The sequence below is a fragment of the Pseudarthrobacter sp. RHLT3-21 genome, from assembly GCF_059383495.1.
In genome coordinates, this window is record NZ_JBWZCI010000007.1 from 65,782 (window position 1) to 92,507 (window position 26,726).

The window sequence follows — 26,726 nt, forward strand, 5'->3', positions numbered from 1 at the left end:
TACGGGGACTTTTCCTGTGTGGCCCGCGCAATCCCCCCGATCAATACTTGTCGCCGCGTGTTTCCGTTTGTACTTCGCTAAGTTGCGGACAGGTTACGGCCAGGCGGCTTTCGTGAAGATCGCATGACGGTGATGTTTCCGGCGTGTAAACGGGACCTGTTGAAGGGCGCCCGGGAGGGACGCCCTGCGACCCTGATGCCAGCGATGGCGGGCGCGGGTGTACGCGGGTGGTGAGAAGCCGCCGTCGGACGTTGAAAATGGCAACATTTCCTGAAAGTGAACGGCGGCTCACTGCCCCCGGCCGCTAAGCGGGGTTCAGAAGGTCCGGGCGTTGGCCAGGACGGGCAGTTCGCCGCGGACCTCGGCAACGACGGCCGGGTCAATGTCGACGACGGCGAGTTCCGGTTCGCCGCCGAGGGCCACCAGTGCAGCACCCAGGGGAGAGATGACGGCGCTGTGGCCGACGCCGGTGGGAGCCTTGCCTGCGGAGGCCATGCCGACGCTTGCCGGATCGCCCTGTCCGCAGGCCACCACGAAGGTGGTGCTGTCCAAGGCGCGGGCACGGACCAGGAGGTCCCACTGATCAGCTTTGCCCTCGCCGGAACCCCACGAGGCGCAGACGATGTTGACCTGGGCGCCGGCTTTGGCAGTGGCCGTGAACAGTGCCGGGAACCGTACGTCGTAGCAGGTGGCCAGGCCGAAGACGGTGCCGTTCACCTCGAAGGTCACGGGGGCTGTTCCGGCGTCCACGGTATCGGACTCGGCGAAACCAAAGGCATCAAAGAGATGGATCTTGTCGTAGGAGGTCTCGATGCCCGGGCCGGTGACCAGGAGGGTATTCCGCACGCGGCCGCCGTCGCCCGGCGTAAACATGCCCGCCACGACCGTGATGTCCAGCTCCCGGGCGATGCTGCGGACGGCCGCGGCCCACGGCCCGTCCAGCGGCTCGGCAATGTCCGTCAGGCTGTTGCCGAACGCGCGCATCGCCGCTTCCGGGAACACCACCAGCTCCGCTCCCGCGGCTGTGGCACGCGTGGCGTAGTCTCGAATCAGCTCGAGGTTGGCGGCCAGATCGGCTCCGGTGATGATTTGGGCCACTGCTAAACGCATGAAATTACTCCAGTCTGTTGTATACATAATGTATGCGAAAAAGTTCGGGGACAGCGGCGTCCGGCCGCGAGAAGGCGTATTCGTATCTGCGCGACCACATCCTGATTGACCCGGAGGTGCAGGGGAAGTTCCTGAACGAGCAGGAGCTGGCCGCCGAGATCGGCGTCTCGCGGACTCCGGTCCGGGAGGCGCTCCTCCTGCTGGTCTCCGACGGCCTGGTGGAACTGATTCCGCAGCGCGGGGCCTATGTGCCGCCGGTGACGGGCCGCGAAATGTCGGAGCTCATGGAACTCCGGGGTGTGCTGGAAAGCCACGCCGCCCGCCTGGTTATCGAACAGCGCCGCGTTCCTGCGAAGACGATGCAGGACACCCTGGATCAGCAGGCCCAGCTTCCCGAGCAGCTGAATGCGGAGGCTGCGCAGGAGTTCATCCGGCTGGACACCCTCTTCCATCAGCTGCTGATCGACGCCGCGGGCAATGAGCTCATCTCCCGAACGTACAGCAAGCTCCACGTCCGGCAGATCCTGGTGGGAGTCTCTGCCCTTTTCCGCACCGGAGACCGGCGCGGAAATGTGTGCGCCGAACACCAGGACATCCTCGATGCCCTGGTGTCCGGCGACGCCGCGAAGGCGCAGGAAGCTATTGACCATCACCTGGCTGTCACCCGGGATATCCTGCTCCGCACCTAATGGAGCTGGTTTCGTCAGTTGGCGTTGCCGGCGGCGGAATGCTGCCGCGCTGCCGCGGAGCCTTCCAGCAACAGGCGGTAGTCCTCGTCCTCCACGGTGTTGGAATCCCGGCCGAGCGCCAGGCCCACGGCGGTGACGCCTGCAGCGACTGCCACGTAGATGGCTACGGGAATCCAGGTGCCGAACTGCGCCAGCAGCAGGGTGAACATCAGGGGTGCGATGGCGCCGCCGATCACACCGGCGAAGGTGTAGGCCAGTGAGCTGCCGGTGGACCGGAGCCTCGGAGAGAACTGCTCCACGATGAAGGCAGCCTGCGGGCCGTACATAAACGAGTGCGCCATGAGGCCCAGCACAATGCCGATGATGAGCATCGGCTCGTTGTCGGCGCCCAGGACGCCGAAGAAGATAAACGTCCACACGGCACCCACCACTGCTGCGGTGCCGTAGACCAGACGGCGGTTGAAACGGTCGGACACGGCGCCGGCGAGCGGGATCATAAAGAGCTGGAACGCGGAGCCGATCAGGACTGCCGTGAGGACCTGGCTGCGTTCGTAGCCGAGGGCCTGGATGCCGTAGGTGAGAGTGAAAACGGTGAACAGGGCGTAGAGCACGTCCGGGCCCACCCGGCACAGCGTGGCGGCCACGAGGGGCCGGAGTTCCTTGCTGAAGACCTCGCGGACAGGGGCGCTGGGCTGTTCGCCGTGGGCTTCGATGGCCTTGAAGATGGGGGTGTCTTCCAGCTTCAGGCGGATCCAGAGGCCGAAACCGACCAGCAGGGCCGAGACCAGGAACGCGATGCGCCAGCCGAAACCGATGAACTGTTCCTCGGTGAGGGCGAGGGTCAGGACAGCCAGGGCGCCGTTGGCCATGAGGTTGCCGGCGGGCGGGCCCACCTGGGCTGCAGAGGCCCAGAAACCGCGCCGGTGGGGGTCACCGTATTCACTGGAGAGCAGCACGGCGCCGCCCCATTCGCCGCCGACGCCCACGCCCTGGGCGAAGCGCAGCAGCACCAGGATGATGGGCGCGCTGATGCCGATGCTGTCGTAACCGGGGAGCACGCCGATCAGAACGGTGGCCACGCCGATGATCATCAGGGTGGTCACCAGGACCTTCTTGCGGCCGATCCGGTCACCGAGCCGGCCGAAGATGATGCCGCCGACAGGGCGGGACACATAGCCCACCGCATAGGTGGAGAAGGCCAGGATGGTGCCGGTCAGGGGATCTGATGACGGGAAGAAGACGAGGGGAAATACGACGGCGGCCGCGGCCGAGTAGACGGCGAAGTCGTACCACTCGAGGGCTGTGCCGGTGAGGCTGGCGGCGAAGGCCTTGTACAGGCCCTTGGGGTGAATCGGCTTGTCCGGACGCGGCGCTGCGCCGGAAGCCGGAACTGGGACGTTAGCCATGGGTGTTGTCCTCCACGAGATGTTTACGGGTGACGCCTGTCACGCTGGCGTTAAATGTATACATTACGCATACTGGATGTACATTGGCCACCGTTTCCGGTTTCCGGTTTGTAAACTTTCTTCAGCAGCACACGCAAAGGATGGACAGAACATGACGACTCTGAGCTTCGAACTTCCCGACGGCAGCACCCGGACAGTCCAGGTCAAGCACCTCCTGAACGCCGGTTATGCAGGGCGGGAGCAGGAGGAAGTCCAGGCCCACATTGCCGAACTGGCTGAACTGGGCGTTCCGGGCCCCGTCACCACGCCCGCGCTCTACCCGGTCTCGCCGTACCTGGCGCAGCAGGTTTCCGAAGTCCGGGTGCAGCATGCCCGGACGTCAGGCGAAGCCGAATGGGCGTTGGTCATTACGGACGACGGAGTGCTGCTGACGGTCGCGTGCGACCACACGGACCGCGAGCTTGAGGTCCATGGGGTGGCCTGGAGCAAGAATGCCAGCCCTGACGTCCTGGGCCGCAAGGCGTGGCGGCTGGAGGACGTGCGCGGCCACCTGGACCAGATCACGCTGAAGGGCTGGGTGGGGGAGGGCGATACCCCGGACACGCTGATCCAGGACAGCTCGCTGGAAGCCCTGCTGACCCCCGACTACTGGCTGGACGTGTTGACCGAGCGCGGCCTGAATGAGCCGGGGACGGTCCTGATTTCCGGCACGGTGGCCATGGCCGGCGGGGTGAACCAGTTCGCCGGCAGCTGGAAAGTGGAGATGACAGACCCCGTGACAGGATCCACTGTGGATGCCCAGTACGTGGTTGAGCAGATGGCCGAGCCCATCGGCTGATTCCGTCAGGCCGGGGCACGCTGGGGGATGCAAACTCCCGGTAGCATCATTGCTATGCCCACTGCGCTTGAAATGGCAGGTCCCATCCTGGAAATGATGACCTGGCTGTGCCTTCCGCCGGGGCTTGCCCTGCTTTTCTACTCGGGCATCCTCCGGCGGTTTGTGCACCCGTGGACCGTTGCCGAAGCGGTGGTCTACGCGGACGCCACCGGAACGGGCTTCCGCTGGTTTGACCGCAAGTACCAGGTCCACCACGCCCCGATGTCACCCCACGACATCAAGGACCTTGCCGTGGGCGACACCCTGCCGATCTACTTCCATCCCAAGCGCCCCACACAGTGGCAGACCGCTGCGCCCGAAGCGGTGGGGCGGACCGCCGTCGTACTTGGCCGTGTACTCACCGGGATCGGTGCCGTGGCGCTGATCGTGGGCTTTCTCCTGCCGATGTTCTGAACCGAAGGGGCGTTAAGACTCTGGCGCTATGGGCGGCGATCCCATAGCGTGTTCCCCATGGCTGCCGGACCCCATGCGGGGTTAGATGGACCCGCATCAGACGCGATGCTCAAGCTGGGCCGATTTTTTACAAAATGGGACCAGACCGACGACGGCAGGGCGGTGTTCCGGGAGGGCGGCCGCAAGGGCGATATTTTCTACCGCGACCGCTGGAGCCACGACAAAGTGGTCCGCTCCACGCACGGGGTGAACTGCACCGGTTCGTGTTCCTGGAAGGTGTACGTCAAGGACGGCATCATCACCTGGGAATCGCAGCAGACCGACTACCCGTCCGTGGGGCCGGACAGCCCGGAATACGAGCCGAGGGGGTGCCCGCGCGGGGCGGCCTTTTCCTGGTACACCTACTCGCCCACGCGCGTCCGGTTCCCCTACGCCCGGGGCGTCCTTGTGGAGATGTACCGTGAGGCTAAGGCCCGGCTGGGTGACCCGGTGCTGGCCTTCGCCGACGTCGTGGGGGACCCGGAACGGCGGCGCCGCTACCAGCAGGCCCGCGGCAAGGGCGGCCTGGTGCGGGTGTCCTGGCAGGAGGCGATCGAAATCGCCGCCGCCGCGCACGTTAACACGATCAAGGCCTACGGGCCGGACCGGTGCGCCGGCTTCTCGCCGATCCCCGCGATGTCCATGGTTTCGCACGCCGTCGGGACCCGCTTCATCCAGCTGATCGGCGGGGTGATGACGTCCTTCTACGACTGGTACGCCGACCTCCCCGTGGCCAGCCCGCAGGTCTTCGGCGACCAGACCGACGTCCCGGAATCAGGCGACTGGTGGGACGCGGGCTACCTCATGATGTGGGGCTCCAACGTCCCCGTGACCCGGACCCCCGACGCGCACTGGATGGCCGAGGTGCGCTACCGCGGCACCAAGGTGGTGACGGTCAGCCCGGACTACGCGGACAACACGAAGTTCGCCGACGAATGGCTCCCCGCACAAGCCGGAACGGACGCCGCGCTGGCGATGGCCATGGGGCACGTCATGCTCAAGGAATTCTTCATCGACCGTGACGTGCCTTTCTTTTCCGACTACGTCCGCCAGTACACCGACCTGCCCTTTCTGGTCCGGCTGGAAAGGCGCGACGACGGTTCCCTCACGCCGTCGAAATTCCTCACCGCCAAGGACCTCACGCTGGAGTCCGGGGCCGAGGACGCGGCGTTCCGCACCGTGCTGTTCGACAAGAAGACCGGCCTCCCCGCCGTGCCCAACGGCTCGATGGGCTTCCGCTACTCAGGCAGCGGCGAGGGCAAATGGAACCTGGACCTCGAGGGGATCGAGCCCGCACTGTCGCTGCGCGAGGTCTCCGGGGAAAGCGCGGAGATCCTGCTGCCGTGCTTCGAGGACGCCGGCGGGGCCGGCAGTGTGCTGACGCGCGGAGTGCCGGTCCTCGAGGTTGAGGGCCAGCTGGTCACCACCGTGTTCGACCTCATGCTGGCCCAGTACGGCGTCGGCCGCGAAGGGCTACCGGGGGACTGGGCCTCAGGTTATGAGGACGCCTCGACGCCTTACACTCCGGCCTGGCAGGAGGAGATCACGTCTGTCCCGGCGCAGGCCTGCATCCGGGTGGCCCGCGAGTTTGCCCGGAACGCCGAGCAGTCCAAGGGCCGCTCCATGATCATCATGGGCGCCGGGATCTGCCAGTGGTTCCACGGCGACACGACCTACCGGGCGGTGCTGGCCCTCGTGATGCTGACCGGCTGCATGGGCCGCAACGGCGGCGGCTGGGCGCACTACGTGGGGCAGGAAAAGACCAGGCCCGCCACCGGCTGGGTGTCGCTGGCGAACGCGCTGGACTGGTCCCGGCCGCCGCGGACCATGATCGGCACCGGCTACTGGTACATGCATACGGACCAGTGGCGCCAGGACGGCTACTCCGCGGATGCGCTCAAATCCCCGCTCTCCACGGGGGCCCTGGATGGCATGCACACCGCGGACGCGCTGGCCCAGTCCGCGAGGCTCGGCTGGATGCCGTTCTACCCGCAGTTCGACCGGAATCCGCTGGACCTCGCGGACGAGGCGGAGGCCGCCGTCGCCGCCGGCACCGCGAAGGACACCCCCAGCTACATCGCGGACGCGCTGAAAAACCGCACACTGAATCCGGCGATCGAGGACGTGGATGCCCCGGAGAACTGGCCGCGGACGCTCGTGCTGTGGCGCTCCAACCTGTTCGGCTCCTCCGCCAAGGGCAATGAGTACTTCCTGAGGAACCTGCTGGGAACCCACAACAACGTCCTGGGCAAGGACCACGCCGAAGGGCTTAAGCCCAAGGACGTGAAATGGCATGAGCAGGCGCCGGAAGGAAAGCTGGACCTGCTGGTCTCCGCGGACTTCCGGATGACCTCCACCACACTGCTGTCCGACGTCGTGTTCCCGGCCGCCACCTGGTACGAGAAGCACGACCTGTCCTCCACCGACATGCACCCTTTCGTGCACGCCTTCAGCCCCGCGATCGATCCGCCCTGGGAAACCAAGACGGATTTCGACACTTTCCACCTGCTGGCCCAGGAGTTCTCCCGCCTGGCGAAAACCCATCTGGGCGTCCGCCGGGACCTGGTCAGCGTGCCGCTGCAGCACGACACCCCCGGCCAGCTCGCCCAGCCCGGCGGGATCGTCCGGGACTGGCGGGACACGTCCATCCCCGCGGTTCCCGGGCAGAACATGCCCGTCTTTTCCGTGGTGGAGCGGGACTACACCGCCATCGCGGACAAGCTCGCCGCCGTCGGGCCGCTCGCCGACAAACTGGGCTTCACGGTCAAGAACGTCACCTACAAACTCGCAGGCCCGTTGGAGAGGCTCAGCCGCTCCAACGGCGTGATGCTCGGCGGCGCCGCGGACGGCCGGCCCGCGATCGATACCGACGCGAAAATGGCGGAGGCCATCCTGGCCTTCTCCGGCACCACCAACGGGGCCCTGTCCGTGCAGGGCTTCAAGGACCTGGAGATCCGCACCGGCCGGAAACTGGCGGACCTGTCCGAAGGCTCCGAAGAAAAGTTCATTACCTTTGCCCAGACCCAGGCCGGCCCGGTACCGGTGATCACCTCGCCGGAATGGTCCGGCTCCGAAACGGGCGGCCGCCGCTACGCCCCGTTCACCATCAACGTCGAGCGGCTCAAGCCCTGGCACACCCTGACGGGTCGGATGCACTTCTTCCTCGACCACGACTGGATGATCGACATCGGCGAGGCCCTGCCGATCTACCGGCCGCCGCTGGACATGCACCGCCTCTTCGGTGAGCCGAAGCTCGGCCAGGACGGGGCCATGGAGGTGGTGGTCCGCTACCTGACACCGCACTCCAAGTGGTCCATCCACTCCGAATACCAGGACAACCTGCTGATGCTCTCACTGTCCCGCGGCGGGCCCACGGTCTGGATGAGCCCCGCCGACGCGGCCGCCATCCAGGTCAAGGACAACGACTGGGTGGAGTGCCTGAACATCAACGGCGTCCTCGTGGCCCGGGCGATCGTCAGCCACCGGATGCCGGCCGGTGTGGTCTACGTCCACCACGCGCAGGAACGCACCATCGACGTGCCGAAGTCCGAGGCAACAGGCCGGCGCGGGGGCATCCACAACTCCGTAACCCGGCTGCTGGTCAAACCCTCGCACCTGATCGGCGGCTACGCCCAGTTGGCCTACGCCTTCAACTACCTTGGCCCCACCGGAAACCAGCGCGACATGGTTGCCACCGTCCGACGTCGTTCACAGGAGGTGCAGTACTGATGCGTGTTATGGCTCAAATGGGCATGGTCATGAACCTGGACAAATGCATCGGCTGCCACACCTGTTCCGTGACCTGCAAACAGGCCTGGACCAACCGCGCGGGCACCGAATACGTCTGGTTCAACAACGTCGAAACGCGCCCCGGGCAGGGGTACCCGCGCCGCTACGAGGACCAGGAGAAATGGCAGGGCGGCTGGGAGCTGAACAAGCGCGGCAAGCTGGTGCTCAAGGCCGGCGGCCGGGTGAAGAAGCTCCTGGGAATCTTCGCCAGCCCGATCCAGCCCGAGCTCAAGGACTATTACGAGCCGTGGACCTACGACTACAAGACCCTCGTGGACGCGCCGCTGGGCGACGACTTCCCGGTGGCCCGGCCCAAGTCCCTGATCACCGGCGAGGACACCAAAATCACCTGGTCCGCGAACTGGGACGATGACCTGGGCGGCTCCACCGAATACGGCCACCTGGACCCGATCGTGGAAAAGGTCCGCCGCGAGTCCGAGGACAAGATCAAATTCGCGTACGAGCAGACCTTCATGTTCTATCTCCCGCGGATCTGCGAGCACTGCCTGAACCCGTCCTGCATGGCCTCCTGCCCCTCCGGCGCCATCTACAAACGGGTGGAGGACGGGATTGTCCTGGTGGACCAGGACAAGTGCCGCGGCTGGCGCCAGTGCGTCACCGGGTGCCCCTACAAGAAGATCTACTTCAACCACAAGACGGGCAAAGCCGAAAAGTGCACCTTCTGCTACCCACGGGTGGAGGTGGGGCTGCCGACGGTCTGCTCGGAGACCTGCGTGGGGAGGCTGCGGTATCTGGGGTTGTTCCTGTACGACGCCGATGCCGTCACCGCTGCGGCGTCCGTCACTGACCCCCAGGAGCTCTACGACGCCCAGATGGACGTGCTGCTGGATCCGAACGATCCCGCCGTCCAGGCCGAGGCCCGGGCCCAGGGCATCCCGGAGGACTGGATCGATGCCGCCCGGCGCTCGCCGGTCTACGCCCTGGCCAAGGTCTACAAAGTGGCACTTCCGCTGCACCCCGAATACCGGACCATGCCCATGGTCTGGTACGTGCCGCCGCTTTCGCCGGTGGTGGACCTGCTGCGGGACCAGGGGCACGACGGCGAGGATCACGGCAATCTGTTCGGCGCCATCGACGCGCTGCGGATCCCGGTGGAGTACCTCGCGGAACTTTTCACCGCCGGGGACGCGGACCGGGTCACAGCGGTGCTGAAGAAGCTCGCGGCCATGCGCTCCTTCATGCGCGGCATCAGCCTGGGCAACGACCCCGACGACTCCATTCCGGAGGCTGTGGGCATGGACAGCCAAACCATGTACGAGATGTACCGGCTGATGGCGATCGCCAAGTATGAGGAACGCTACGTGATCCCGAAGGCGCACGTTGAACAGGCCCATGACCTTGAGGAGATGGGCTGTTCACTTGATTTCGACGGCGGCCCGGGCATGCAGGACTCCTCACCGTTCGGTGAGGCCAGCGGCAGGCCCGTCCCGGTGGCGGTAGAGACTTTCAACGCACTCCGGGACCGGCAGACCTCCGGCTCCGCGCCCGGCGAAACCACCTTGCGCGGCCGGGTGAACCTGCTGAACTGGGACGGTACCGGCGCCCCTTCCGGGCTGTTCCCGGAAAAGCAACAGCTTCCAGGGGCACCCGGCGGCGCTGCCGGGACCCCGGCATCGGGGGAGCAGCCATGACCCGCCGCCAGCAAGTCGTGTACCTCGCGGCAGCCTGGTGCCTGTCCTACCCGGACGAAGAACTCATCGGCCGGGTCCCGCTGATGCGCGCCGCGCTGGCCGAGTTTCCCGGGGCCGTGACGGATTTCGCGGAAGTCCTGGACCGGCTGGAATCCACGCCGCCCATGGAGATCCAGGCCCACTATGTTCGCGAGTTCGACCTCGGCCGGCGCCATGCCCTCCACTTGTCCTACTGGACGGACGGGGATACCCGGCGCCGCGGCGAAGTCCTGGGCGCCTTCAAACAGGCCTACCGTCAAAGCGACATCCTGGTGGACACCCACGGAGAACTGCCAGACTACCTGCCGATGGTCCTGGAATACGCCGCACTGGTGGACTTAGCGGCGGGGCGTGACTTGCTGATCCGATACCGTGCGAGCCTCGAGATGCTCCGCTTCGGCCTGCTGCGGGACGAACTCCCGCATGCATGCATCCTCCAGGCCATCTGCGCCACCCTGCCCGGGAAATCCCCCGCCGACGAGCAGGCCGTCATGCGGATGGCCGGTTACGGTCCGCCCACCGAAGCCGTGGGCCTGGACCCCTACGATCCGCGGCTGCTGCCCGTGAAGGGGGCCTGACCATGCTGACTTTCGAAACCGAGCCCGGCTCCGCCGTCGAACTCTCCGCCCTGGACATTGTGCTGTGGGGCGTCTTGCCGTACGTCATGGTGGTGGTGCTGGTGGGCGGCCTCATCTGGCGGTACAAATACGACCAGTTCGGCTGGACCACGAGGTCCTCCCAGCTCTACGAATCCAGGCTGCTGCGCATTGCGTCGCCGCTGTTCCACTTCGGCCTGCTGGCCGTGATCGCCGGGCACTTTTTCGGACTTGTCATCCCCATGGCCTGGACGCAGGCGGTGGGGATGAGTCAGGAGTTCTACCATTTCAACGCCCTGATGGTGGGCGGCATCGCAGGGCTCGGAACGCTGGGTGGGATCCTCCTGCTGATTTACCGCCGCCGCACCACGGGGCCGGTTTTCATGGCCACCACGAAAAATGACAAAACGATGTACGTCGTGCTGACGGCTGCCATCGTCTTCGGACTCTGGACAACCTTGGCCAGTGTCTTTGAGGGCGAACACGGGCACAACTACCGCGAAACGGTGGCTCCCTGGTTCCGTTCCCTTTTTGTCTTCCAGCCGGACATCGGGGCCATGGCGGCAGCGCCGTTCTCCTTCCATCTGCACACCCTGGTAGGCATGGCCTTGTTCGTGATCTGGCCGTTCACGCGGCTGGTACACGCGTTTACGGCGCCGCTGCACTACCTCTTCCGGCCCTACATCGTCTACCGCTCCCGAGACAAGGACAGGACTTCCAGTACCCCGGTGCGGCGAGGCTGGTCGCCGGTGGGAACCAAGGACAGAGATACCCGCAACCGTTGAGCTGAAGGAGGAAACCGTGGCCGGATCAGTGCCGCTTCGCACGTCCGCCCCCGCTGGCCGGACACTCAACCTGGTGCTCGCCACCTCAGCCTCGGTGGTCTGCTTCTGGGCCTGGAACTCCGTCGCCACGTTGGGCTCGTTCTACACGCAAAACCTCCACCTCAATCCGGCAGCCACCGGCGTACTCGTCGCCATGCCCGTGTTCGTCGGCTCGTTGGGACGGATCGCCGTCGGCGCCCTCACGGACAAGCACGGGGGCCGGGCCATGTTCACTTTCGTGCTGCTGGCCTCCATCCTGCCGATCCTGCTCGTGTCTGTAGGCGGCTTGCTCAGTTCGTTCGCCTTGGTGCTGGGCGCGGGGCTGCTGCTGGGTGTTGCCGGGACCGTGTTCGCCGTCGGAATCCCCTTTGTCAGCGGGTGGTATGAGCCGCACCGCCGTGGCTTCGCCACCGGCGTCTTTGGCGCCGGCATGGGCGGCACGGCGCTGGCGGCGTTTCTGAACCCGCGGCTGGTTGCCGGAATCGGGTACTTCCCCACACACTTGCTGATCGCCGCGGTCCTAGCCGTCATGGCGGCCCTGGTCTGGTTCCTGATGAAGGAATCCCCGGGCTGGACGCGCAGCAACGCCCCGGTGATTCCCAAGCTCATGGATGCTGTAAAAACCCCTGTCACGTGGAAGATGTGTTTCCTCTACGCTGTCGTTTTCGGCGGGTTCGTGTCCTTTGCCACGTACCTTCCGACCTACCTGCGCGATGTCTACAGTTTCGATCCGAGCGGCGCCGGGGCACGCACCGCAGGTTTCGCGCTGGCGGCAGTACTGGCGCGGCCGCTGGGCGGCGTTCTCGCTGACAAATTCGGCTCCAAGCCGGTGGTGCTCGTCTCCCTGGCGGGGGTGGCGGTGCTTGCCTGGGTGGTAAACCTGCAGCCCGACGGCGAAGTCCCCGCCGGACTGACGTTCGTCGCCATGGCAGCGGCGCTGGGATTCGGGGCCGGAGGAGTGTTCGCCTGGGTGGGGGTGCTCGCCCCTCCGGGCAAAGTAGGCAGCATCAGCGGAGTGGTCAGTGCCGCCGGCGGCCTGGGCGGCTACTTCCCTCCGCTCGTGATGGGTGCAACCTACGACGCCGCGACCCACAGCTATTCGATCGGCCTGCTTCTGCTGGTTGCCACCGCCCTGGTGGCTTTGTGCTTTACCGCCCTGGTCCTGCGGGGGCCCTCAAAGATGGCGCACATGGTGAAGGCCTAACCCGCCAGCACCACACCGATCCCCAGTGCTCCCAGCGCAACACCGGCAAAGGCGGTCCAGAGCACCGCTGATGTATCGGCGTCGACCCTTTCGTGCCGGATTCCCCGCGCGCTGGCGCCGTACCGCCGGCGCTGAGTCAGGTAGATGGCGGCCGCGGCGGCAGCGGACACTGCGAACAGCAGCAGGATGGGCAGGCCGTGGTGGGGAAGCCAGCGCAGGAAAATGGCGCTGACCGTGACCAGTGCCATCATGGTGCGCCCCCACGCCAGCGTGGTCCGTTCGGGCTGGAGCCCGGGATCCGCGTGCGGCCCGGTCGCGGGCCGGCGGGTGCGGACCACGGGGCTAACGCCAGAGGATAAAGACGAGGACGACGGCGGCAGCCAGCGCCCCGGCGCCGGCCAGCAGCGGAACAATGAGCGGCAGCGGGAGTGGAGTTTTGTTGCGCATACTCCGTTCGACGCGGATCCATCGCACTGCGGCTCCGGCGCTCAGCAGCATGCCGAGGAGCAGGAGAAGTACCGCCAGACTCTTGCGGACAGGTTCCAGGAACAGGTCCGGGGTGAAGGCCTCAATGGCGATGCCGCCGGCCAGGAGCGCCAGCGCGGTCCTGATCCAGGCAAGGAAAGTGCGTTCATTGGCGAGCGTGAAGCGCGGGTCCGGTTCGGTACCGCCGGGCAACAGCCGTTCGGCGATCCTCCCGCGCGACGGCGGCAGGGGATCGCTGGGCGGCGTCTGGTTGCTGGGCACCGGGCCAGTTTAGCCGTTGGAGTCCGGCGGTCCGGCCGCTTGGGAACCTGGGTGGACGGCCGCCGTCGGACCCCGGCCAGAGGCTCAGGCCGCGCTTCGCGGGGCAAACATGATCACAGCCACGCCGACCAGGCAGATGACGGAGCCCGCAATGTCCCACCGGTCCGGCCGGAAGCCGTCAAAGATCATTCCCCACGCAAGCGAACCGGCCACAAACACGCCGCCATAGGCGGCCAGGATCCGGCCGAAATGGGCATCGGGCTGCAGGGTCGCCACAAAACCGTAGAGGCCCAGGGCAATGACACCCAGCCCTGCCCACCACCAGTCCTTGCCCTCGCGGACTGACTGCCACACGAGCCACGCGCCGCCGATCTCGGCAGCGGCGGCAAGGAGGAAGAGCACAGTCGTTTTGGCGATCGCCACGGTTTCAGCAGGAATATTCACAGGCTCATCATGCCAGCAGGGAATGCGGCCGGCCGCGGGGAGGTTGGGCCATACATGCAACGCATCGGATTCCTTTCGTTCGGCCACTGGGGCCCCGGCCAGGGTTCACAGACCAGAACCGCCGGCGAGGCCCTGCTTCAGGGCATTGAGCTGGCCGTGGCTGCCGAGGAACTCGGAATCGACGGCGCATTCTTCCGCGTGCACCACTTCGCCCGCCAGCAGGCGTCCCCCTTCCCGCTGCTGGCAGCCATCGCCGCCCGGACCAGCCGGATAGAGATCGGCACCGGCGTAATCGACATGCGCTACGAAAATCCGCTGTACATGGCCGAGGAAGCCGCGGCCACGGACCTGATCAGCGGCGGCAGGCTGCAGCTGGGCATCAGCCGCGGTTCACCCGAGCCCGCCCGGAACGGAGCCGCCGCCTTCGGCCACCAACCGGCAGAAGGGGAGACCGACGCAGACATGGCCCGCCGGCACACAGCCCGGTTCCGGCACGCCATCAGTGGCGCCGGAGTGGCTGAGGCGGACCCGCGCTACGCCGGCGGTGCCACCGGCCTGTTGCCGGTCCAGCCGCAGTCGCAGGGTCTCGCGGAGCGGATCTGGTGGGGCGCCGGAAGCCGCAACACCGCCGTGTGGGCGGCCGGACTGGGCATGAACCTGATGAGCTCCACCCTGCTCACCGAGGACACCGGCGTCCCCTTCGACCAGCTGCAGGCGGAGCAAATCCAACTTTTCCGGGACGCCTGGGCCGCGGCAGGACACAGCCACCAGCCGCGTGTCTCCGTCAGCCGGAGCATCCTGCCCATCGTCGACGACGAGGACAGCAGGTATTTTGCGGGCAGCGCGCTGCGGGACAGCCGGGACCAGGTGGGCGTTATCGACGGCCTGACGGCACGCTTCGGCAAGACCTATGCCGGCGCCCCGGATGTCCTGGCCGAACAGCTGGCGGCCGACGCCGCGGTCCAGGCCGCGGACACAATGCTGGTGACAGTGCCCAACCAGTTGGGCGTTGACTTCAACGCCAAAATGCTGGGCAACATCGCCCGATACATTGCTCCCGCCGTCGGCTGGACCCCGGCCCGTTCCTGATCCGGCGCAGATTCCGCTGGGTGATCCGCCCGGAACGTAATATCCTGAGAAGGTGCGGGCCATTGAGGCCCGGTTATTCCTCACGGCCTAGAGAGGCTCACCATGTCCGAAAAACTACACCTGACACCGGAAGACGAGTTCCCGGAAGATCTTTCCAGCATTCCGGACCGGGAGCTGCAGGTTCTGGACAGCCAGGTGCAGCGTCAACTGGACTATGAGTACGTGGCCGACGGCGAACCGAACCCGGAGACGGAGTTCAGGCACCATGACCTGGATGAGGAATTCCAGGACCGCGACGACCGCTGAAAACCGTCCACCGCCGTCGGTCCGGCCCGTTCCGGTGATCTGCAGTGGAAATTAGTCAGCATCCTTACTAATATTGCACAAGGAACCATCCACAAGCCAGAGCCGTTAGGCTTGTAGCAGGCTTTGGGGGCTAAGCGCCCCATTATTACTGCGTGACTGCGGAACGGTCAGGAGAGAGAAATATGGCTCGCGCCGCTTTAGGTTTTACTGCATGATCCGGCTACGTCAGCTGGCACAGGCGGCTTCCGTACTGACCACGCCATTGGCACCGGAAGATATTCTGGCGCTCTTCAACCCTGTCTTCTCCGCGCGCCAGCTGCGTGGAGTGGTGACCCGTGTGGTCCAGGAAACGGCGCAGTCGGCCACCATCTTTTTCCGTCCCGGCCGCGGCTGGCATTCACACCTGGCCGGCCAGTGGGCGCGTATCGGCGTTGAGCTGGACGGCGTCCGCCACTGGCGCTCCTATTCGCTGAGCGCCCCCGCCGGCAAGGACCCCGCCATCACCGTCACGGACGTGGGCGCTGTTTCCGGAACCCTGGTCCGGACCACCAAACCGGGCGACGTCCTTTTCCTGGCACCCCCGCAAGGCGACTTCGTCCTGCCCGAGCACCCCAGGCCGCTCCTGATGGTCACCGCCGGCAGCGGCATCACTCCGGTGATGTCCATGATCCGCACCCTTGTTCCCCGCCGCCCGGATGCCGACGTCGTCCTGGTGCACTCCGCCCGCACGCCCGGCGACAGCCTCTTCCGCGAGGAACTCGCTGAACTGGCTGACCAGTTCCCTAACTTCCGGCTGGCCCACTGGTACACCGGCGAGCAGGGCCGGATGGACCTGACCAACACGGCCGAGCTCGATGAGATCTGCCCGGACTGGAAGGAACGGGCCGCCTACGCCTGCGGTCCGGACAGTTTCCTGGACGACGCCGAGGCCCTGTGGAAGCAGGCGTCCCTCACCGCCGGCGCCCCCGGTTCCGATGTTGCGCTCGCCGGCGATCCCGGCAACCTGATGATTGAACGGTTCAACACCACCTTCGCCGGAGGTGTAGGGCACGACGGCGGCCTGGTCACCTTTGAGGCGTCGGACCGGGAAATTGACGCCGACGGCGATACTCCGCTGCTCGACGTCGGCGAGGACGCCGGGGTGCTGATGCCCAGCGGCTGCCGGATGGGAATCTGCCACAGTTGCCTGACTCCGCTCCTGGCCGGACAGGTCCGTGACCTTCGCACCAACGAAGTCCACGGCGAACCCGGCCAACTAATCCAAACGTGTGTCTCGGCAGCCGCCGGACCCGTCAACCTCGAACTCTGAGGAGCAATACCGCATGTCAGTAGTTTCAGAAAGCAAGAAAGTTTCCGACAGCAACACCGCCCCCACAGGAGCGGCAAAGACGCGCCCCGGGGCGCTGGCCGAGTCCGGCAGCCCCTTGGTCCGCCCTCCTGCCGCAGCGCACCTTACCGACGAACAGGTAGCTGAGCTGGGCCGCGAACTCGACGCGATCCGCGACGAAATCCTGGCCAAGCGCGGCGCCTCCGACGCCGCCTACATCCGCCGCATGATCAAGATCCAGCGCGGGCTGGAGATCTCCGGCCGCGCGGCACTGCTGGTCAGCAAGAACAAGGCAGCCTGGGTCACCGGCACCACGCTGCTGAGCTTCGCCAAGATCCTGGAAAACATGGAACTCGGCCACAACATCCTGCACGGGCAGTGGGACTGGATGCGGGACCCGGACATCCACTCCACCACTTGGGAGTGGGACTTCGTCACCCCGTCGCGCGCTTGGCAGCACACTCACAACGACCTCCACCACCGTTGGACCAACGTGGTGGGCAGGGACAACGACGTCGGGTACAACCTCCTGCGTATGGACGAGAACCAGCCGTGGAAGCCCCACAACCTGGGCAACCCGGTATACAACGCCATCCTTTCCCCGCTCTTCGAATGGGGCATCGCCATCTACGACCTTGAGCTTGCTGAGTACCAGGCAGGCAAGAAGTCCAAGGAAGCGCTGCACAAGGACCTCAAGGCCCTGGGCCGCAAGGTAGTCACCCAGTTCACCAAGGACTACGCCGCCACACCGGCCGTCGCCATGCTGACCGGGTCCGGCAAGCAGGCCCTCTACGGCACCCTGACCGCCAACGCCGTCCGCAACGTGTGGGCACACGCCGTGATTTTCTGCGGCCACTTCCCGGAAGGCGCTGACACCTTCACCGAGGAAATGGTGGAAGGCGAAACCCGCGGTGACTGGTACGTCCGCCAGATGATCGGCTCCGCCAACATCTCCGGGTCCAAGTTCATGCACCTGATGACCGGCAACCTGTCGCACCAGATCGAACACCACCTCTTCCCGGACCTGCCGTCCAACCGGTACGCCGAGGTTGCTCCGCGGGTACGCGAGATCTGCCAGCGTTACGGCCTGAAGTACACCACAGGTCCGCTGCTGAAGCAGGTGGGATCTTCCTGGGCGAAGGTCTTCAAGCTGGCGCTGCCGGGCAAGGCAGCCAGGGCTTGAGCTGACTAAGCCTTATAAGAGTGGAAGGGCCAGGCGAAATCGCCTGGCCCTTCCACTCTTTTTGTTATCCGGCCTGCTTCTTCAGGAAGGCGAGCAGGGCTTCGTTGACTTCCGCGGCGTGCGTCCACAGGAGGCCGTGCGGGGCGCCCTCGATCTCCACATACTCCGCCGACGGCAGGGCCTTGGCGAACCTGCGGCCCGTGGAGTCGATGGGGAGAATGTTGTCCGCGGTGCCGTGGACAATGAGCGAGGGGACGTCGATCCGGGGGATGTCGCCGCGGAAATCGGTCAGCCACGTGGGCTGCGCGGCGACTGATGCGGTGGCGCCGGCTCCGGATGCGATTTTCCAGCTGGCGTCCACGGCTTCCTGGCTGAGCCGCGGCGTGCCCAGGAACGTGTCCGTGTTGTAGAAGTTTTTGAAGAATTCCGTGAAGAACGCGTACCGGTCAGCGGTGACGGCTTCGGTCAGCCCGTCGAAGACCTCCTGCGGAACGCCGTCGGGGTTTTCGTCCGTCTGCAGAAGGAACGGTTCCAGGGATCCGAGGAAGGCTGCGCGGGCCACCCTGGCGGAGCCATACGTGCTCAGGTAACGGGCAATCTCGCCGGTGCCCATGGAGAAGCCCACCAGTACGGCGTTGTGGATTTCCAGCCTGTTCAGGAGGGTGTTGAGGTCGGCGGCGAAGGTGTCGTAGTCGTAGCCGCTGCTGGTCTTGCTGGACTTGCCGAAGCCGCGGCGGTCATAGGTGATGATGCGGTAGCCGGCCTCCAGGAGGGCGGTGGTCTGCTTTTCCCAGGATGATCCGTCCAGCGGGTAGCCGTGGATCAGGACAACGGGCTGGCCGCTCCCGTGGTCTTCGTAGTAGAGCTCGATATCGGTGCTGTTCTCGGTTCCAACGGTGACGAATGCCATCTCGGCGGTCCTTTCAAAGCTTCGGGATCAGTTTCGGGCGCAAGCAAAAGCCAACGCCCGGCATTCCCTACTCTAGGGATTGCCCGCCGCGGCACCAAGGATGTGGCTACTGGGAGGGTTGGGGCAGTTCGCACGCGATCTGCGGGTTGACGCCCATATAGTTCAAGGGCCCGGCGACGATGGTCACGGCCACCGTTCCGGCTTGGGCGCAGGACCCGGGAGCCCCGCCGAAGTAGCCGCGCTGCCAGGCGGCGATTCCTCCGATGATCAGCCAGATGACAATCAGTGCTCCGATAAACTTCATGGTGTCCTCCCATGGCCGTGGCCGCCTGTGCGTTCAAGTATGCGCCGATAACGGGATTCCAGACACCTCCACCCGCCCCCGACGCTCTCTCACTTCCTGCAGGAAAATCACCGACGCTCTCTCACCGACCTCAATGAAGACGTCTCCGGCCACCGGCGGCCGACGGCACCCCAGCGACGGCAAGAAGGGCTGGCCGGACCTGTCTGTCCATGGAGAGTCCGTCACCCGCAGGACATCGGAAGCCCCGCCGCCGAGAAAGTTTAGGCGGAGAGGCAGCTCAGCAGCAGGGGGGCAAGCTGGCTGGGTGTCAGCTGGGCGGGCCAGTCCGCCATGGAGCCGCCGAAGCGGGTGGCTGCCACAAAGGATGTCCGCTCCACCTGGCTGTCACCGCCGTGTCCGCCCTCATCCAGGTGCCCGTGGTCAGTCGTCAGCACCATGAACCAGTCCTCGCCCAGAACCTCTACCCTGTGCCGGATAGCGGCCCGGATCCGCGCAAGATGGTTGTCCACCCGGCCCATGGCTGCCGCGTACTCCGGTGTGTGCGGCCCGTAGACATGCCCCTCGTCATCGGCGTCGCAGAAGTAGACAAAGGACAGGTCCGGCCCCCGCCCGGAAATCGCATCGACGGCATGGTCTGCGATCTCGGCATCGACGAGTTTGTAGCCGTAGGTCTCGCCGTCGCGGGCAATCACCCGATGCTGCCCGGAGCGCTGCTGCTCGCGCCGCTCCCAGATCACGGGACCGATACCCGACGGGTCCACCAGCGGGGGCCAACCCCCTGCGGCCAGGGTGGTGGTGCTTTGGTCCGCAAAGTAGGCCTGGCTGAGAAAATCCGGGCAATGCAGCAGGGCATGGCCCACGAAGTGGTTGTCCTTGACCTGATGATCGGCATGGGGACGGCCCGTCAGCAGGGTGGACCAGCCGGGTCCGGACAGCGTCGGCACCTCCATGCGCAGCTCGTTGAAGACCCCGTCAGCGATCACCGCATCTAGGGTTGGCATCAGGCCGCTGCCCCGGGCCAGGTCCACGCGCAGGCCGTCGATGCCCACAAGGCAAATCTTCGGGCTCACGCGGCGACCTCTTCCTTGGCCTCGGCACCGTTGCGGACCCCATCCACCAGCGCAGTGTTGTGCCTGGGGGAGACGTCCACGCGCTGGGCAATGGTGAAGTTGGCCGCCTCATGCGAGGGCAGGTCCACTCGCAGCAGGGAGCCGCCAAGCGAGACATTCGCACTTGTCACGGCGCCGCGCAGCACCAGTGACCTGATGACGCCCGGCCCGTCGCCTGCGCCCTTCAGCTCCAGGTCTTCCGGCCGCACCAGGGCCTCCAATTCCGTGGCCGGCAAGGCCTCCGGGGCCGCGTTGGATATGGCCATGCGCCGGCCCAGAACCAGCACCTGGGCGCCGAACCGATCCGCCGGTATGCGGTTCACGGCTCCGACAAACTCGGAAATGAAGGCCGTCCGGGGACGCTGGTAGACATCCTCCGGCGTGCCCAGCTGCTCGATCCGGCCGTTGAGCATCACGCCAACGCGGTCGGCCACGGTCAGGGCTTCTTCCTGGTCGTGGGTCACCAGCAGCGTGGTGGTTCCTGCCTGTGTCTGGATCCGCCGGATTTCGTCGCGCAGATGCACACGGACCTGGGCATCAAGTGCGGAGAGCGGCTCGTCAAGCAGCAGCACGCGCGGCTCGATCGCCAGTGCTCGGGCCAGGGCAACGCGCTGCTGCTGGCCTCCGGAGAGCTGTGAGGGGAAATTGTCCCGGTGTTCGCCCAGCCCGACCGTCTCGAGAAGTTCCGTGGCCCGCGCCGTGCGTTTGCCCGTGCTTGCCCCCCTGATCCGTAGTCCGTAGGCGACGTTTTCTAAGGCCGTCATGTGCGGGAACAGGCTGTAGGCCTGGAACACAATTCCGATGCCACGGTTGCGCACGCTGGTATGGGTCACGTCCCGGCCGGCAATCCGCACCGTTCCGGCATCTGGGGATTCCAGGCCGGCCAGGACACGCAGGATGGTGGTCTTGCCACACCCGGACGGTCCCAGCAGTGCCAGGAGCTCTCCGCCGTCGAGGGTCAGATCCAGCTTGTCCAGCACCAACCGTCCGCCAAAACTCTTGCTGATTCCGGTCAATGAAACTTCAGCTGCGTCCCGGGTCATCGGGATATTCCTTTCGTAGCGGAGCACGGCCCCGCGGGGGCGGACTCTTGGAGTTGCAGGCCGTTGGAAGCCTGCCGTTTGGAGCGAGTCGAGCTGCGTTTCCTGTTCCGCTTGGCGGAGGCCCCGGAGAGCGCCGCCAGTAACAACCAGGTGGCGACGATCGACAAGAAGGACAAGGCTGCAGCGGCGCGCGGTTGGTTCATGCCCACCTCCACCATGAACACCGGGAACGTTGAATGCAGCAGCAGGCTGGCCAGTGCATATTCGCCCAGCACCAGCGCGCAGGACAGGAGGCTTGCCCCCAGCATCGCGGCGCGCAGATTGGGAAGAATGATCCGGACCAGGGTCTGCAATGGCGTGGCTCCCAGGCTGGCGCTGGCCGCGAACAGGGTCCTGATGTCCAAGGCACGGATGCCGGCATCAAGCGTCCGGTACACCAGCGGCAGGGTCAGCACCATGTAGAACGGCACCAGCGAATAGGTGCTGACTAGAAAGCTGGGGGCCACGTTGCGGAAAAACAAATTGGCGCCGCTCACCAGGGCAATGGCCGGCACCACGTACGGGACCACGGAGAGCCATTCGGTCAGCGGCAGCATCTTGGGTGCACGGAGGTGCAGGAAGAGCAGGGTCGGCACCAGGAGAAGCAGCGAGGCCAGGGTGCTGAGCGCCGCCAACTGAAGGGTGGTGGACAGCTGCGGCAGGAAGTTGGTGTTCTGCACTGCGACGTCGAGGGAATCCAGGGTGAATCCCTTGCCCGGCAGCGTGAAGCCGAAGGCCGCGGAGGATACCAACGGCGTGAAAAAAAGGATAAGCGCGACGGCGAAGATGGTCCCCTGGGCCGTTCCCCGCGCACCGGGGCGGCGCCGCCCCGACAGGGGCTTCGATCCAGCGGGGGTGTCTAGCGCAGCCATTTGTTGCTCCTCCGTTCCAGCAGTGTCCGCAGGCCCATGGAAGCCACCACGATCACGATCATGCCCGTGACCAATGCGGCGGCGAAGCTGTCGTCCGTCATCACGTTGCCTGAGACGAAGAATCCGATCAGGATCGGCACCAGGTTGACCCGGCCGCCGGCCAGTGCGTAGGCGGTGGCATAAGCGCTGAAGGAATTGGCGAACAGAAGGAGCAGCGCACCGATGATGGGCGGCCACATGATGGGGAATGCGATGTCCCTGAGGTAGCGGAAGCGGCTGGCTCCCAGACTGTACGCGGCCTCGGACCACTGCTTTTTCAGGGCTCCGAAGGCCGGCAGCATCAAGATGGCCATCAGCGGGATCTGGAAATAGAGGTAGACCAGTGCGATGCCCCAAAAGGATGCCAGCTGGATGCTGTCACTGAGGTTCCAGCCGGTCAGGCTGAGAATCATCCGGGTCACCAGGCCCTGGACCCCGATGGCGGCGACGAATGCGAAGGCCAGTGCCACACCGCCCAGTTGGGACGCCACTGCCGAGAAGGAGAGCACCAGGTTCCGCAGCCATTTGGGCCGCTCGGAGGTGGCCAGGGCCCAGGCCAGGATCAGCCCCAGCACGCCGCCGGCCCCGGCGGTCAGCAGGGAAAGCTGGATGGTCTGCATGAACGCATCCCGGTACTGCGGCTCGAAAAGCTTCGCCATGGAGGCCAGCGAAAGGTTCCCGTCCACGTGGAAGCTGGTCCAAATGTTGGTGGCAATCGGAGCAACGAGGAAAACCGCCAGGAACAGCAGGTACGGCATGGCCCCCAGCCAGCCGGCCGTGCGGCCACCCCCGCGCCGCGGCGCTGCGGGACGTTCACGTCCCGCCGGCGCCGGACCAGCTGCGCCCAAGGCGCGTTCGGCTTGGAGCGTCACAGCGAGGCGACCTTCTGGCCCCACTGGTCGATGATCAGCTCGCTGGCCGCAGCGCCCTGGGCAATCGTGGGGAACTTGATCTTGGCAATCACGTCGGCGCTGGGCAGCTTGGCGAGCGCTTCAGCCGAGAGCTTGCCGGCAGCCTTGAGCTTGACGAACCGCGCAGGCACGGCACCACCCAGGGCGAACTGTTCGGAACCTTCGTCGCTTGTCAGCCAGTCCACCCAAAGGCGCGCGGCGTTGGGCCGCGGGCTCTTCGTGGCGACCGGTTGGGCGTAGTAGTTGCCAAAGACGCCTTCGGAGAGCACCTGGGTTTCCAGCGTGGCGCCGGATTTCGCCAGTTCGCCTGCCATGCCCAGGAAGTTGTAGTTCCAGTCGAAGACGACGGCGGCCTGGCCGGTGCTCAGTGCCGAGACGGGAGATGTGATGCTCGCAAGGTTCCCGGATTTGGCCAGCTTTTCGAAGAAGTCGATGCCCGGCTGGATGTTGTCCAGGCTGCCGCCGTGCGCCAGCGCGGCCGCGTAGACGGCTGCGATGGACGAGGCACCCTTGCGGGGATCACCGGGGAGGGCGATTTTGCCCTTGTACTTCGGGTCCAGAAGATCGGCCCAGGACTTGGGGCTTTCGACGATCTTGGTGTTGGTGCCGACCTGGACCACGCCGTAGTACGCCCCGACCCACATTCCGTCGGGGTCCTTCAAATCGGCCGGGATCTCCTCGAAGTTGCTCGGCTTGTAGGCCTCGATCAGCTTCTGGTCGATGGCGGGCTTGGTGAAGGAGTAGCCGATATCAATCACGTCTGGCTGGGTGTCCTGTCCCTTGAGGTTTTTCACCGCCGTGAGCTCATCGGCGCTGGAGGCGTCCGGGTTGGCGACCGGGGTCTCGATGCCGTACTTCTTCTTGAAGCCCTCGAACTGGCCCTTGTAGTTGGCCCAGTCCCCCGGCACGGCGATGAGCTGGACCTTGCCTTCCTTCTGGGCACCGGTGATGATCTCAGCCAGGCTGGTTCCGGCAGGGGCCGCGCCATTGGGCGTGCTGCCGCAGGCAGTCAGGGAGCCGCCCACTGCGGCAAGGCCTGCCAACCCCAGGGCGCCGCGCATCAGTCCGCGGCGGGAGACTGCTGACGAAGGTGAAGCCGTCGAAATGGCTAGGGGATTCATTGGTGTTCTCCAGATTTCTAGGTGGCGCAGAGGCCGGCGTGGAGACTCCAACGTCGCAGCGCAATGTTGCTTCCTGATGAAGGCAAAGTGTCATGCAGATGAACTATGGTCTAGACCATAGTTCATCTGCGCAGGTCCGCTACGGCCTGGGGTCGGGGCGGAGCCGGCTACCGCCCGGAGGGGTCTACGCGGCCGGAGACGATGATCCGCAGCCGATCAGTGCGGATCACATCCTCCGAGTACTCCACCGGCCGGCCGTCCTCGCAGAGGGCGGTTCTCTTGATGGTCAGCACCGGAGCGCTGGGACCGATTTCCAGCAGCTTCGAATTCGCCGGGCCAGCCACGGAGGGGTTCAGCTCTTCAACGGAGGAGAACGGCGCCAGGCCATACTCTTCGCCCATAACCGCATACATTGAACCGGTGAGATGCCGGCTCAGTAGCCCGGGGAACAGGTCCGCCGGGAAGTGCGAGTCCTCCAGGACCACCGGTGTCGAGGCGGCGTAGCGGAGGCGGCGAATCCTGTGCACTTCAGCGTCGGGCGGCAGCTGCAGGGCCTCCGCAACCAGTCTGCCGGCGGGGCCGGTTTCGGCGTCGAGCAGGCGGGAGGACGCACTGTGGACGCTCTTGAGCAACTGGGCACTGAGTCCCATCAGATTCGAGATATCCACCGAGGCCCTGGGCTCCGAAATGAAGGAACCGCCGCGGCCGCCAACGGCGCGGATGAGGCGCCCTTCATGCTGCAGGGTGTCCAGGGCCTGGCGGAGAGTCATCCGGCTGATGCCCAGTGCACTCGCCAACTGCCGTTCGGCGGGAAGCTTGCTGCCCAGGGTCAGCGAGCCGGCCAGAACCAGGTCCGTCAACCAGCCGTGGACCACCTGATGGGCCGGCAAGGACGGATCGAAGGTGAGATTCTGCGCCTGCTCCAGCAACTCGTCGGTGTTGATTTTCGACTCCTTCATACCGCCCCGGTGAGGCCTCAGTGAAGCGAATGGCCCCGAAACCAAGCATAGGTCCATTCGCCGGCCAGTTTCCGGCCGGCCGCGGCGCAGCTCTGCCCGGCGTACGCAGGCGTCCGCCGGGGCGTGGCCGGCGGCGGATTAATCCCGGCTACACTGTCACACGGGACCAAATGGTCTAGACCGAACTCTGCTTGCCGTTGAGCGCATTGAACGGCGGTCGCGCCGCCAAAATTGCCGTCGGAAGCACCACCATCTGCAGATTGGAATCACGCTATGGGCGCAGCCGCCGCCAGCACCACATCAACCCTGGCCACCTTTGATGGCGCTCTCTTTGACTTCAACGGCACGCTCTCCGATGACGAGAGCGTGCTGCGGGACCTGTTCATCGAACTGGCCGACACCGAGTGCGGCGTCACCATCACCGAACGGCAGTACCAGGAGGACCTGGCCGGCCGCAGCGACCGCGAAATCATGGCTTCGATCCTTGCCCTGGCCTCCGGACCGGTGCGCAGGGTGGATGAGTTCCTGGGACTCATCGACGCGTCCTACAGTGCCCGGGTGGTACGCGAGAGCCTGATCCGGCCGGCCACTTGTGAGCTGGTGCGCGCTCTTCACGCCGCGGGACTGAAGTTGGCCGTTGTGACAGGGGCCAGCAGACCGCAGGTACTTCCTGCCCTGGAACGGGCGGGCCTGCTGGACTTGTTCGGCGTCGTCGTGACGGACGAGGATGTTTCGGAGGGCAAGCCGCATCCGGAAGGCTTCCAGCGCGCTGCCGCCGCGCTGGGGCTGGAGAACCCTGCCCGCATTGCCGTGTTTGAGGACTCGCTGCCGGGCCTGGGTGCCGTAGCTGCCGCGGGCATGGTTGCCATCTGCGTCGAGGGCACCCATCCCCGCGAGGTACTGGTGCAGCACGCCCGGATCCTGGTCCCGGCGCTCGGACCTGAATGCCTGGAGCTGGAGCTGGGGTAGTTTCGGATCGAGTTCCGCCAGGTTCTCAGGTCTACGCGCTGTCGACCTGCGCGGCGGCGTATGGCCAAAGAGCCAGCTTTAGCAACACACCCTACGGGCGGGCGCCGAAGCCGCCGCCACCCGGGCCCTGGGCACCTGTGTACTCGCCGGCCGTCACGGTGCCCGCGGAATCGGCGATCTGCACCACCGTGCCCGCCGGAACAGCCGATCCGAGCGTGACCTGCACGCCGGACTGCGTCGAGGCGGTGCCCGGTGTGACCACCATGCCCACGCTGCCGGCCGCCGCAACAGTGCCGCCGGTGACGGTCAGTTCGCCGTTGACGTCCAGCGCCCCGTTGCCTGAGTTCGTTGGGCCGTTGACCACCACGGTGCCGCCGGAGATGCTGGCGTTGCCGTTGGAGTCCAGGCAGTCGCCCTGCGCGTTGATGGTCAGCGAGCCGCCGGTGATTTCCGCGGTGTAGTCGCCCACGGCCATCTCGCCGCCGCCCATCCCGACCTGGGCCGAGTTGGAGGTGGAGGCCCCGCCCGAGGCGTTCACGCCGTCGTCGTTCGCGGTGATGTTGGCCGTGCCGCCGGACATCACGATGTGCTGGGCCTCCAGGCCTTGCTCGGCGGTGGTGGCGGTTTCGTCGTAGACCTTGACGGTGCCGTCGCGGTAGAAGGCCAGGCCCTGGCGGGCGCCGTCGTCGCGGAACACCACGCCGTTGCGGATCAC

Annotated in this window: 27 protein-coding genes; 13 read left to right on the top strand and 14 right to left on the bottom strand. The window is 65.8% G+C overall.

The annotated features are described in order from the left end of the window. Positions 1–315 precede the first annotated feature (315 nt). Positions 316–1,110 (bottom strand): carbon-nitrogen hydrolase family protein, encoded by a 795-nt coding sequence (locus tag AC50YA_RS09840; protein WP_494982102.1) that lies wholly within the window; start codon positions 1,108–1,110, stop codon positions 316–318. Between the two features lie 32 nt (positions 1,111–1,142). Here AC50YA_RS09840 and AC50YA_RS09845 point away from each other — a divergent pair, with 32 nt between their 5' ends. After that, positions 1,143–1,799, top strand: coding sequence for a GntR family transcriptional regulator (locus AC50YA_RS09845; protein WP_494982103.1), 657 nt, complete (start codon positions 1,143–1,145; stop codon positions 1,797–1,799). Between the two features lie 14 nt (positions 1,800–1,813). Here the strand turns inward: AC50YA_RS09845 and AC50YA_RS09850 are convergent, their stop codons facing one another. Next, entirely contained in the window at positions 1,814–3,205 is a 1,392-nt protein-coding gene (locus tag AC50YA_RS09850; RefSeq protein WP_494982104.1) for an MFS transporter, read from the bottom strand. A 151-nt stretch (positions 3,206–3,356) separates the two neighbouring features. Between AC50YA_RS09850 and AC50YA_RS09855 the strand changes: the two genes are divergently transcribed. From AC50YA_RS09855 to AC50YA_RS09885, 7 genes are read left to right on the top strand one after another with little or no spacing between them, the layout of a single operon-like run. Next, positions 3,357–4,043: a DUF2848 domain-containing protein gene (locus AC50YA_RS09855; RefSeq protein WP_494982105.1), complete on the top strand. Its 687-nt coding sequence runs from the start codon at positions 3,357–3,359 to the stop codon at positions 4,041–4,043. A gap of 54 nt (positions 4,044–4,097) precedes the next feature. After that, positions 4,098–4,496 (top strand): hypothetical protein, encoded by a 399-nt coding sequence (locus tag AC50YA_RS09860; RefSeq protein WP_494982106.1) that lies wholly within the window; start codon positions 4,098–4,100, stop codon positions 4,494–4,496. A 57-nt stretch (positions 4,497–4,553) separates the two neighbouring features. Beyond that, positions 4,554–8,264: a nitrate reductase subunit alpha gene (locus AC50YA_RS09865; RefSeq protein WP_494982107.1), complete on the top strand. Its 3,711-nt coding sequence runs from the start codon at positions 4,554–4,556 to the stop codon at positions 8,262–8,264. Continuing rightward, positions 8,264–9,976 carry a nitrate reductase subunit beta gene (gene narH / locus AC50YA_RS09870; protein WP_494982108.1) on the top strand — a complete coding sequence of 571 codons (1,713 nt, stop codon included), beginning with the start codon at positions 8,264–8,266 and terminating at the stop codon, positions 9,974–9,976. Before AC50YA_RS09865 ends, narH begins: the two co-directional genes overlap by 1 nt. Then, positions 9,973–10,593, top strand: a complete 621-nt coding sequence (gene narJ, locus AC50YA_RS09875) for a nitrate reductase molybdenum cofactor assembly chaperone (RefSeq protein WP_494982109.1) — start codon at positions 9,973–9,975, stop codon at positions 10,591–10,593. Before narH ends, narJ begins: the two co-directional genes overlap by 4 nt. A gap of 2 nt (positions 10,594–10,595) precedes the next feature. Further along, positions 10,596–11,396: a respiratory nitrate reductase subunit gamma gene (gene narI, locus AC50YA_RS09880; RefSeq protein WP_494982110.1), complete on the top strand. Its 801-nt coding sequence runs from the start codon at positions 10,596–10,598 to the stop codon at positions 11,394–11,396. A 16-nt stretch (positions 11,397–11,412) separates the two neighbouring features. Next, positions 11,413–12,639 carry an MFS transporter gene (locus AC50YA_RS09885; RefSeq protein ID WP_494982111.1) on the top strand — a complete coding sequence of 409 codons (1,227 nt, stop codon included), beginning with the start codon at positions 11,413–11,415 and terminating at the stop codon, positions 12,637–12,639. Here the strand turns inward: AC50YA_RS09885 and AC50YA_RS09890 are convergent. The 3 genes from AC50YA_RS09890 to AC50YA_RS09900 all read right to left on the bottom strand — a co-directional run bounded on the left by AC50YA_RS09890 (position 12,636) and on the right by AC50YA_RS09900 (position 13,809). Further along, entirely contained in the window at positions 12,636–12,977 is a 342-nt protein-coding gene (locus AC50YA_RS09890) for a DUF202 domain-containing protein (protein WP_494982112.1), read from the bottom strand. The two genes, AC50YA_RS09885 and AC50YA_RS09890, sit on opposite strands and share 4 nt — an antisense overlap. A gap of 4 nt (positions 12,978–12,981) precedes the next feature. Continuing rightward, positions 12,982–13,386, bottom strand: a complete 405-nt coding sequence (locus AC50YA_RS09895; protein WP_494982113.1) for a YidH family protein — start codon at positions 13,384–13,386, stop codon at positions 12,982–12,984. Between the two features lie 84 nt (positions 13,387–13,470). Then, the gene (locus AC50YA_RS09900) at positions 13,471–13,809 is read right to left on the bottom strand and encodes a YnfA family protein (RefSeq protein ID WP_494982245.1); all 339 of its coding nucleotides are present in this window, start codon (positions 13,807–13,809) and stop codon (positions 13,471–13,473) included. Between the two features lie 75 nt (positions 13,810–13,884). Here AC50YA_RS09900 and AC50YA_RS09905 point away from each other — a divergent pair, with 75 nt between their 5' ends. From AC50YA_RS09905 to AC50YA_RS09920, 4 genes are all read left to right on the top strand, one after another. Continuing rightward, a complete protein-coding gene (locus AC50YA_RS09905) occupies positions 13,885–14,919 on the top strand; it encodes an LLM class flavin-dependent oxidoreductase (RefSeq protein WP_494982114.1) in 1,035 nt (344 codons plus the stop codon). A gap of 102 nt (positions 14,920–15,021) precedes the next feature. Continuing rightward, on the top strand, positions 15,022–15,225 hold the full coding sequence (locus AC50YA_RS09910) for a hypothetical protein (protein WP_494982115.1): 204 nt from the start codon (positions 15,022–15,024) through the stop codon (positions 15,223–15,225). A 211-nt stretch (positions 15,226–15,436) separates the two neighbouring features. Then, positions 15,437–16,534 carry a ferredoxin reductase gene (locus AC50YA_RS09915; protein WP_193341641.1) on the top strand — a complete coding sequence of 366 codons (1,098 nt, stop codon included), beginning with the start codon at positions 15,437–15,439 and terminating at the stop codon, positions 16,532–16,534. A 13-nt stretch (positions 16,535–16,547) separates the two neighbouring features. Next, complete coding sequence (locus AC50YA_RS09920; protein WP_494982116.1) at positions 16,548–17,735, top strand: fatty acid desaturase family protein; 1,188 nt, start codon at positions 16,548–16,550, stop codon at positions 17,733–17,735. Positions 17,736–17,799: 64 nt separating this feature from the next. Here AC50YA_RS09920 and AC50YA_RS09925 read toward each other — a convergent pair whose 3' ends face one another. The 8 genes from AC50YA_RS09925 to AC50YA_RS09960 form a co-directional block, all read right to left on the bottom strand. Then, positions 17,800–18,645: an alpha/beta fold hydrolase gene (locus AC50YA_RS09925; RefSeq protein ID WP_494982117.1), complete on the bottom strand. Its 846-nt coding sequence runs from the start codon at positions 18,643–18,645 to the stop codon at positions 17,800–17,802. Positions 18,646–18,751: 106 nt separating this feature from the next. Beyond that, complete coding sequence (locus tag AC50YA_RS09930; protein WP_494982118.1) at positions 18,752–18,949, bottom strand: hypothetical protein; 198 nt, start codon at positions 18,947–18,949, stop codon at positions 18,752–18,754. 260 nt (positions 18,950–19,209) lie between these two features. Then, positions 19,210–20,019, bottom strand: coding sequence for an alkaline phosphatase family protein (locus AC50YA_RS09935; RefSeq protein WP_494982119.1), 810 nt, complete (start codon positions 20,017–20,019; stop codon positions 19,210–19,212). Next, entirely contained in the window at positions 20,016–21,101 is a 1,086-nt protein-coding gene (locus AC50YA_RS09940; protein WP_494982120.1) for an ABC transporter ATP-binding protein, read from the bottom strand. The genes AC50YA_RS09935 and AC50YA_RS09940 overlap by 4 nt, the downstream gene beginning before the upstream one ends. Next, complete coding sequence (locus AC50YA_RS09945; RefSeq protein WP_494982121.1) at positions 21,098–22,012, bottom strand: ABC transporter permease; 915 nt, start codon at positions 22,010–22,012, stop codon at positions 21,098–21,100. The genes AC50YA_RS09940 and AC50YA_RS09945 overlap by 4 nt, the downstream gene beginning before the upstream one ends. Then, a complete protein-coding gene (locus tag AC50YA_RS09950; protein WP_494982122.1) occupies positions 22,000–22,923 on the bottom strand; it encodes an ABC transporter permease in 924 nt (307 codons plus the stop codon). The genes AC50YA_RS09945 and AC50YA_RS09950 overlap by 13 nt, the downstream gene beginning before the upstream one ends. Next, on the bottom strand, positions 22,920–24,083 hold the full coding sequence (locus tag AC50YA_RS09955; protein WP_494982123.1) for an ABC transporter substrate-binding protein: 1,164 nt from the start codon (positions 24,081–24,083) through the stop codon (positions 22,920–22,922). Before AC50YA_RS09955 ends, AC50YA_RS09950 begins: the two co-directional genes overlap by 4 nt. Positions 24,084–24,250: 167 nt before the next feature. Continuing rightward, positions 24,251–25,042 carry a GntR family transcriptional regulator gene (locus AC50YA_RS09960; RefSeq protein WP_494982124.1) on the bottom strand — a complete coding sequence of 264 codons (792 nt, stop codon included), beginning with the start codon at positions 25,040–25,042 and terminating at the stop codon, positions 24,251–24,253. Between the two features lie 273 nt (positions 25,043–25,315). On the opposite strand from AC50YA_RS09960, the gene AC50YA_RS09965 reads away from it, so the two are divergent. Next, the gene (locus AC50YA_RS09965) at positions 25,316–26,011 is read left to right on the top strand and encodes an HAD family hydrolase (protein WP_494982125.1); all 696 of its coding nucleotides are present in this window, start codon (positions 25,316–25,318) and stop codon (positions 26,009–26,011) included. A gap of 91 nt (positions 26,012–26,102) precedes the next feature. Here the strand turns inward: AC50YA_RS09965 and AC50YA_RS09970 are convergent, their stop codons facing one another. Beyond that, entirely contained in the window at positions 26,103–26,726 is a 624-nt protein-coding gene (locus AC50YA_RS09970; protein ID WP_494982126.1) for a hypothetical protein, read from the bottom strand.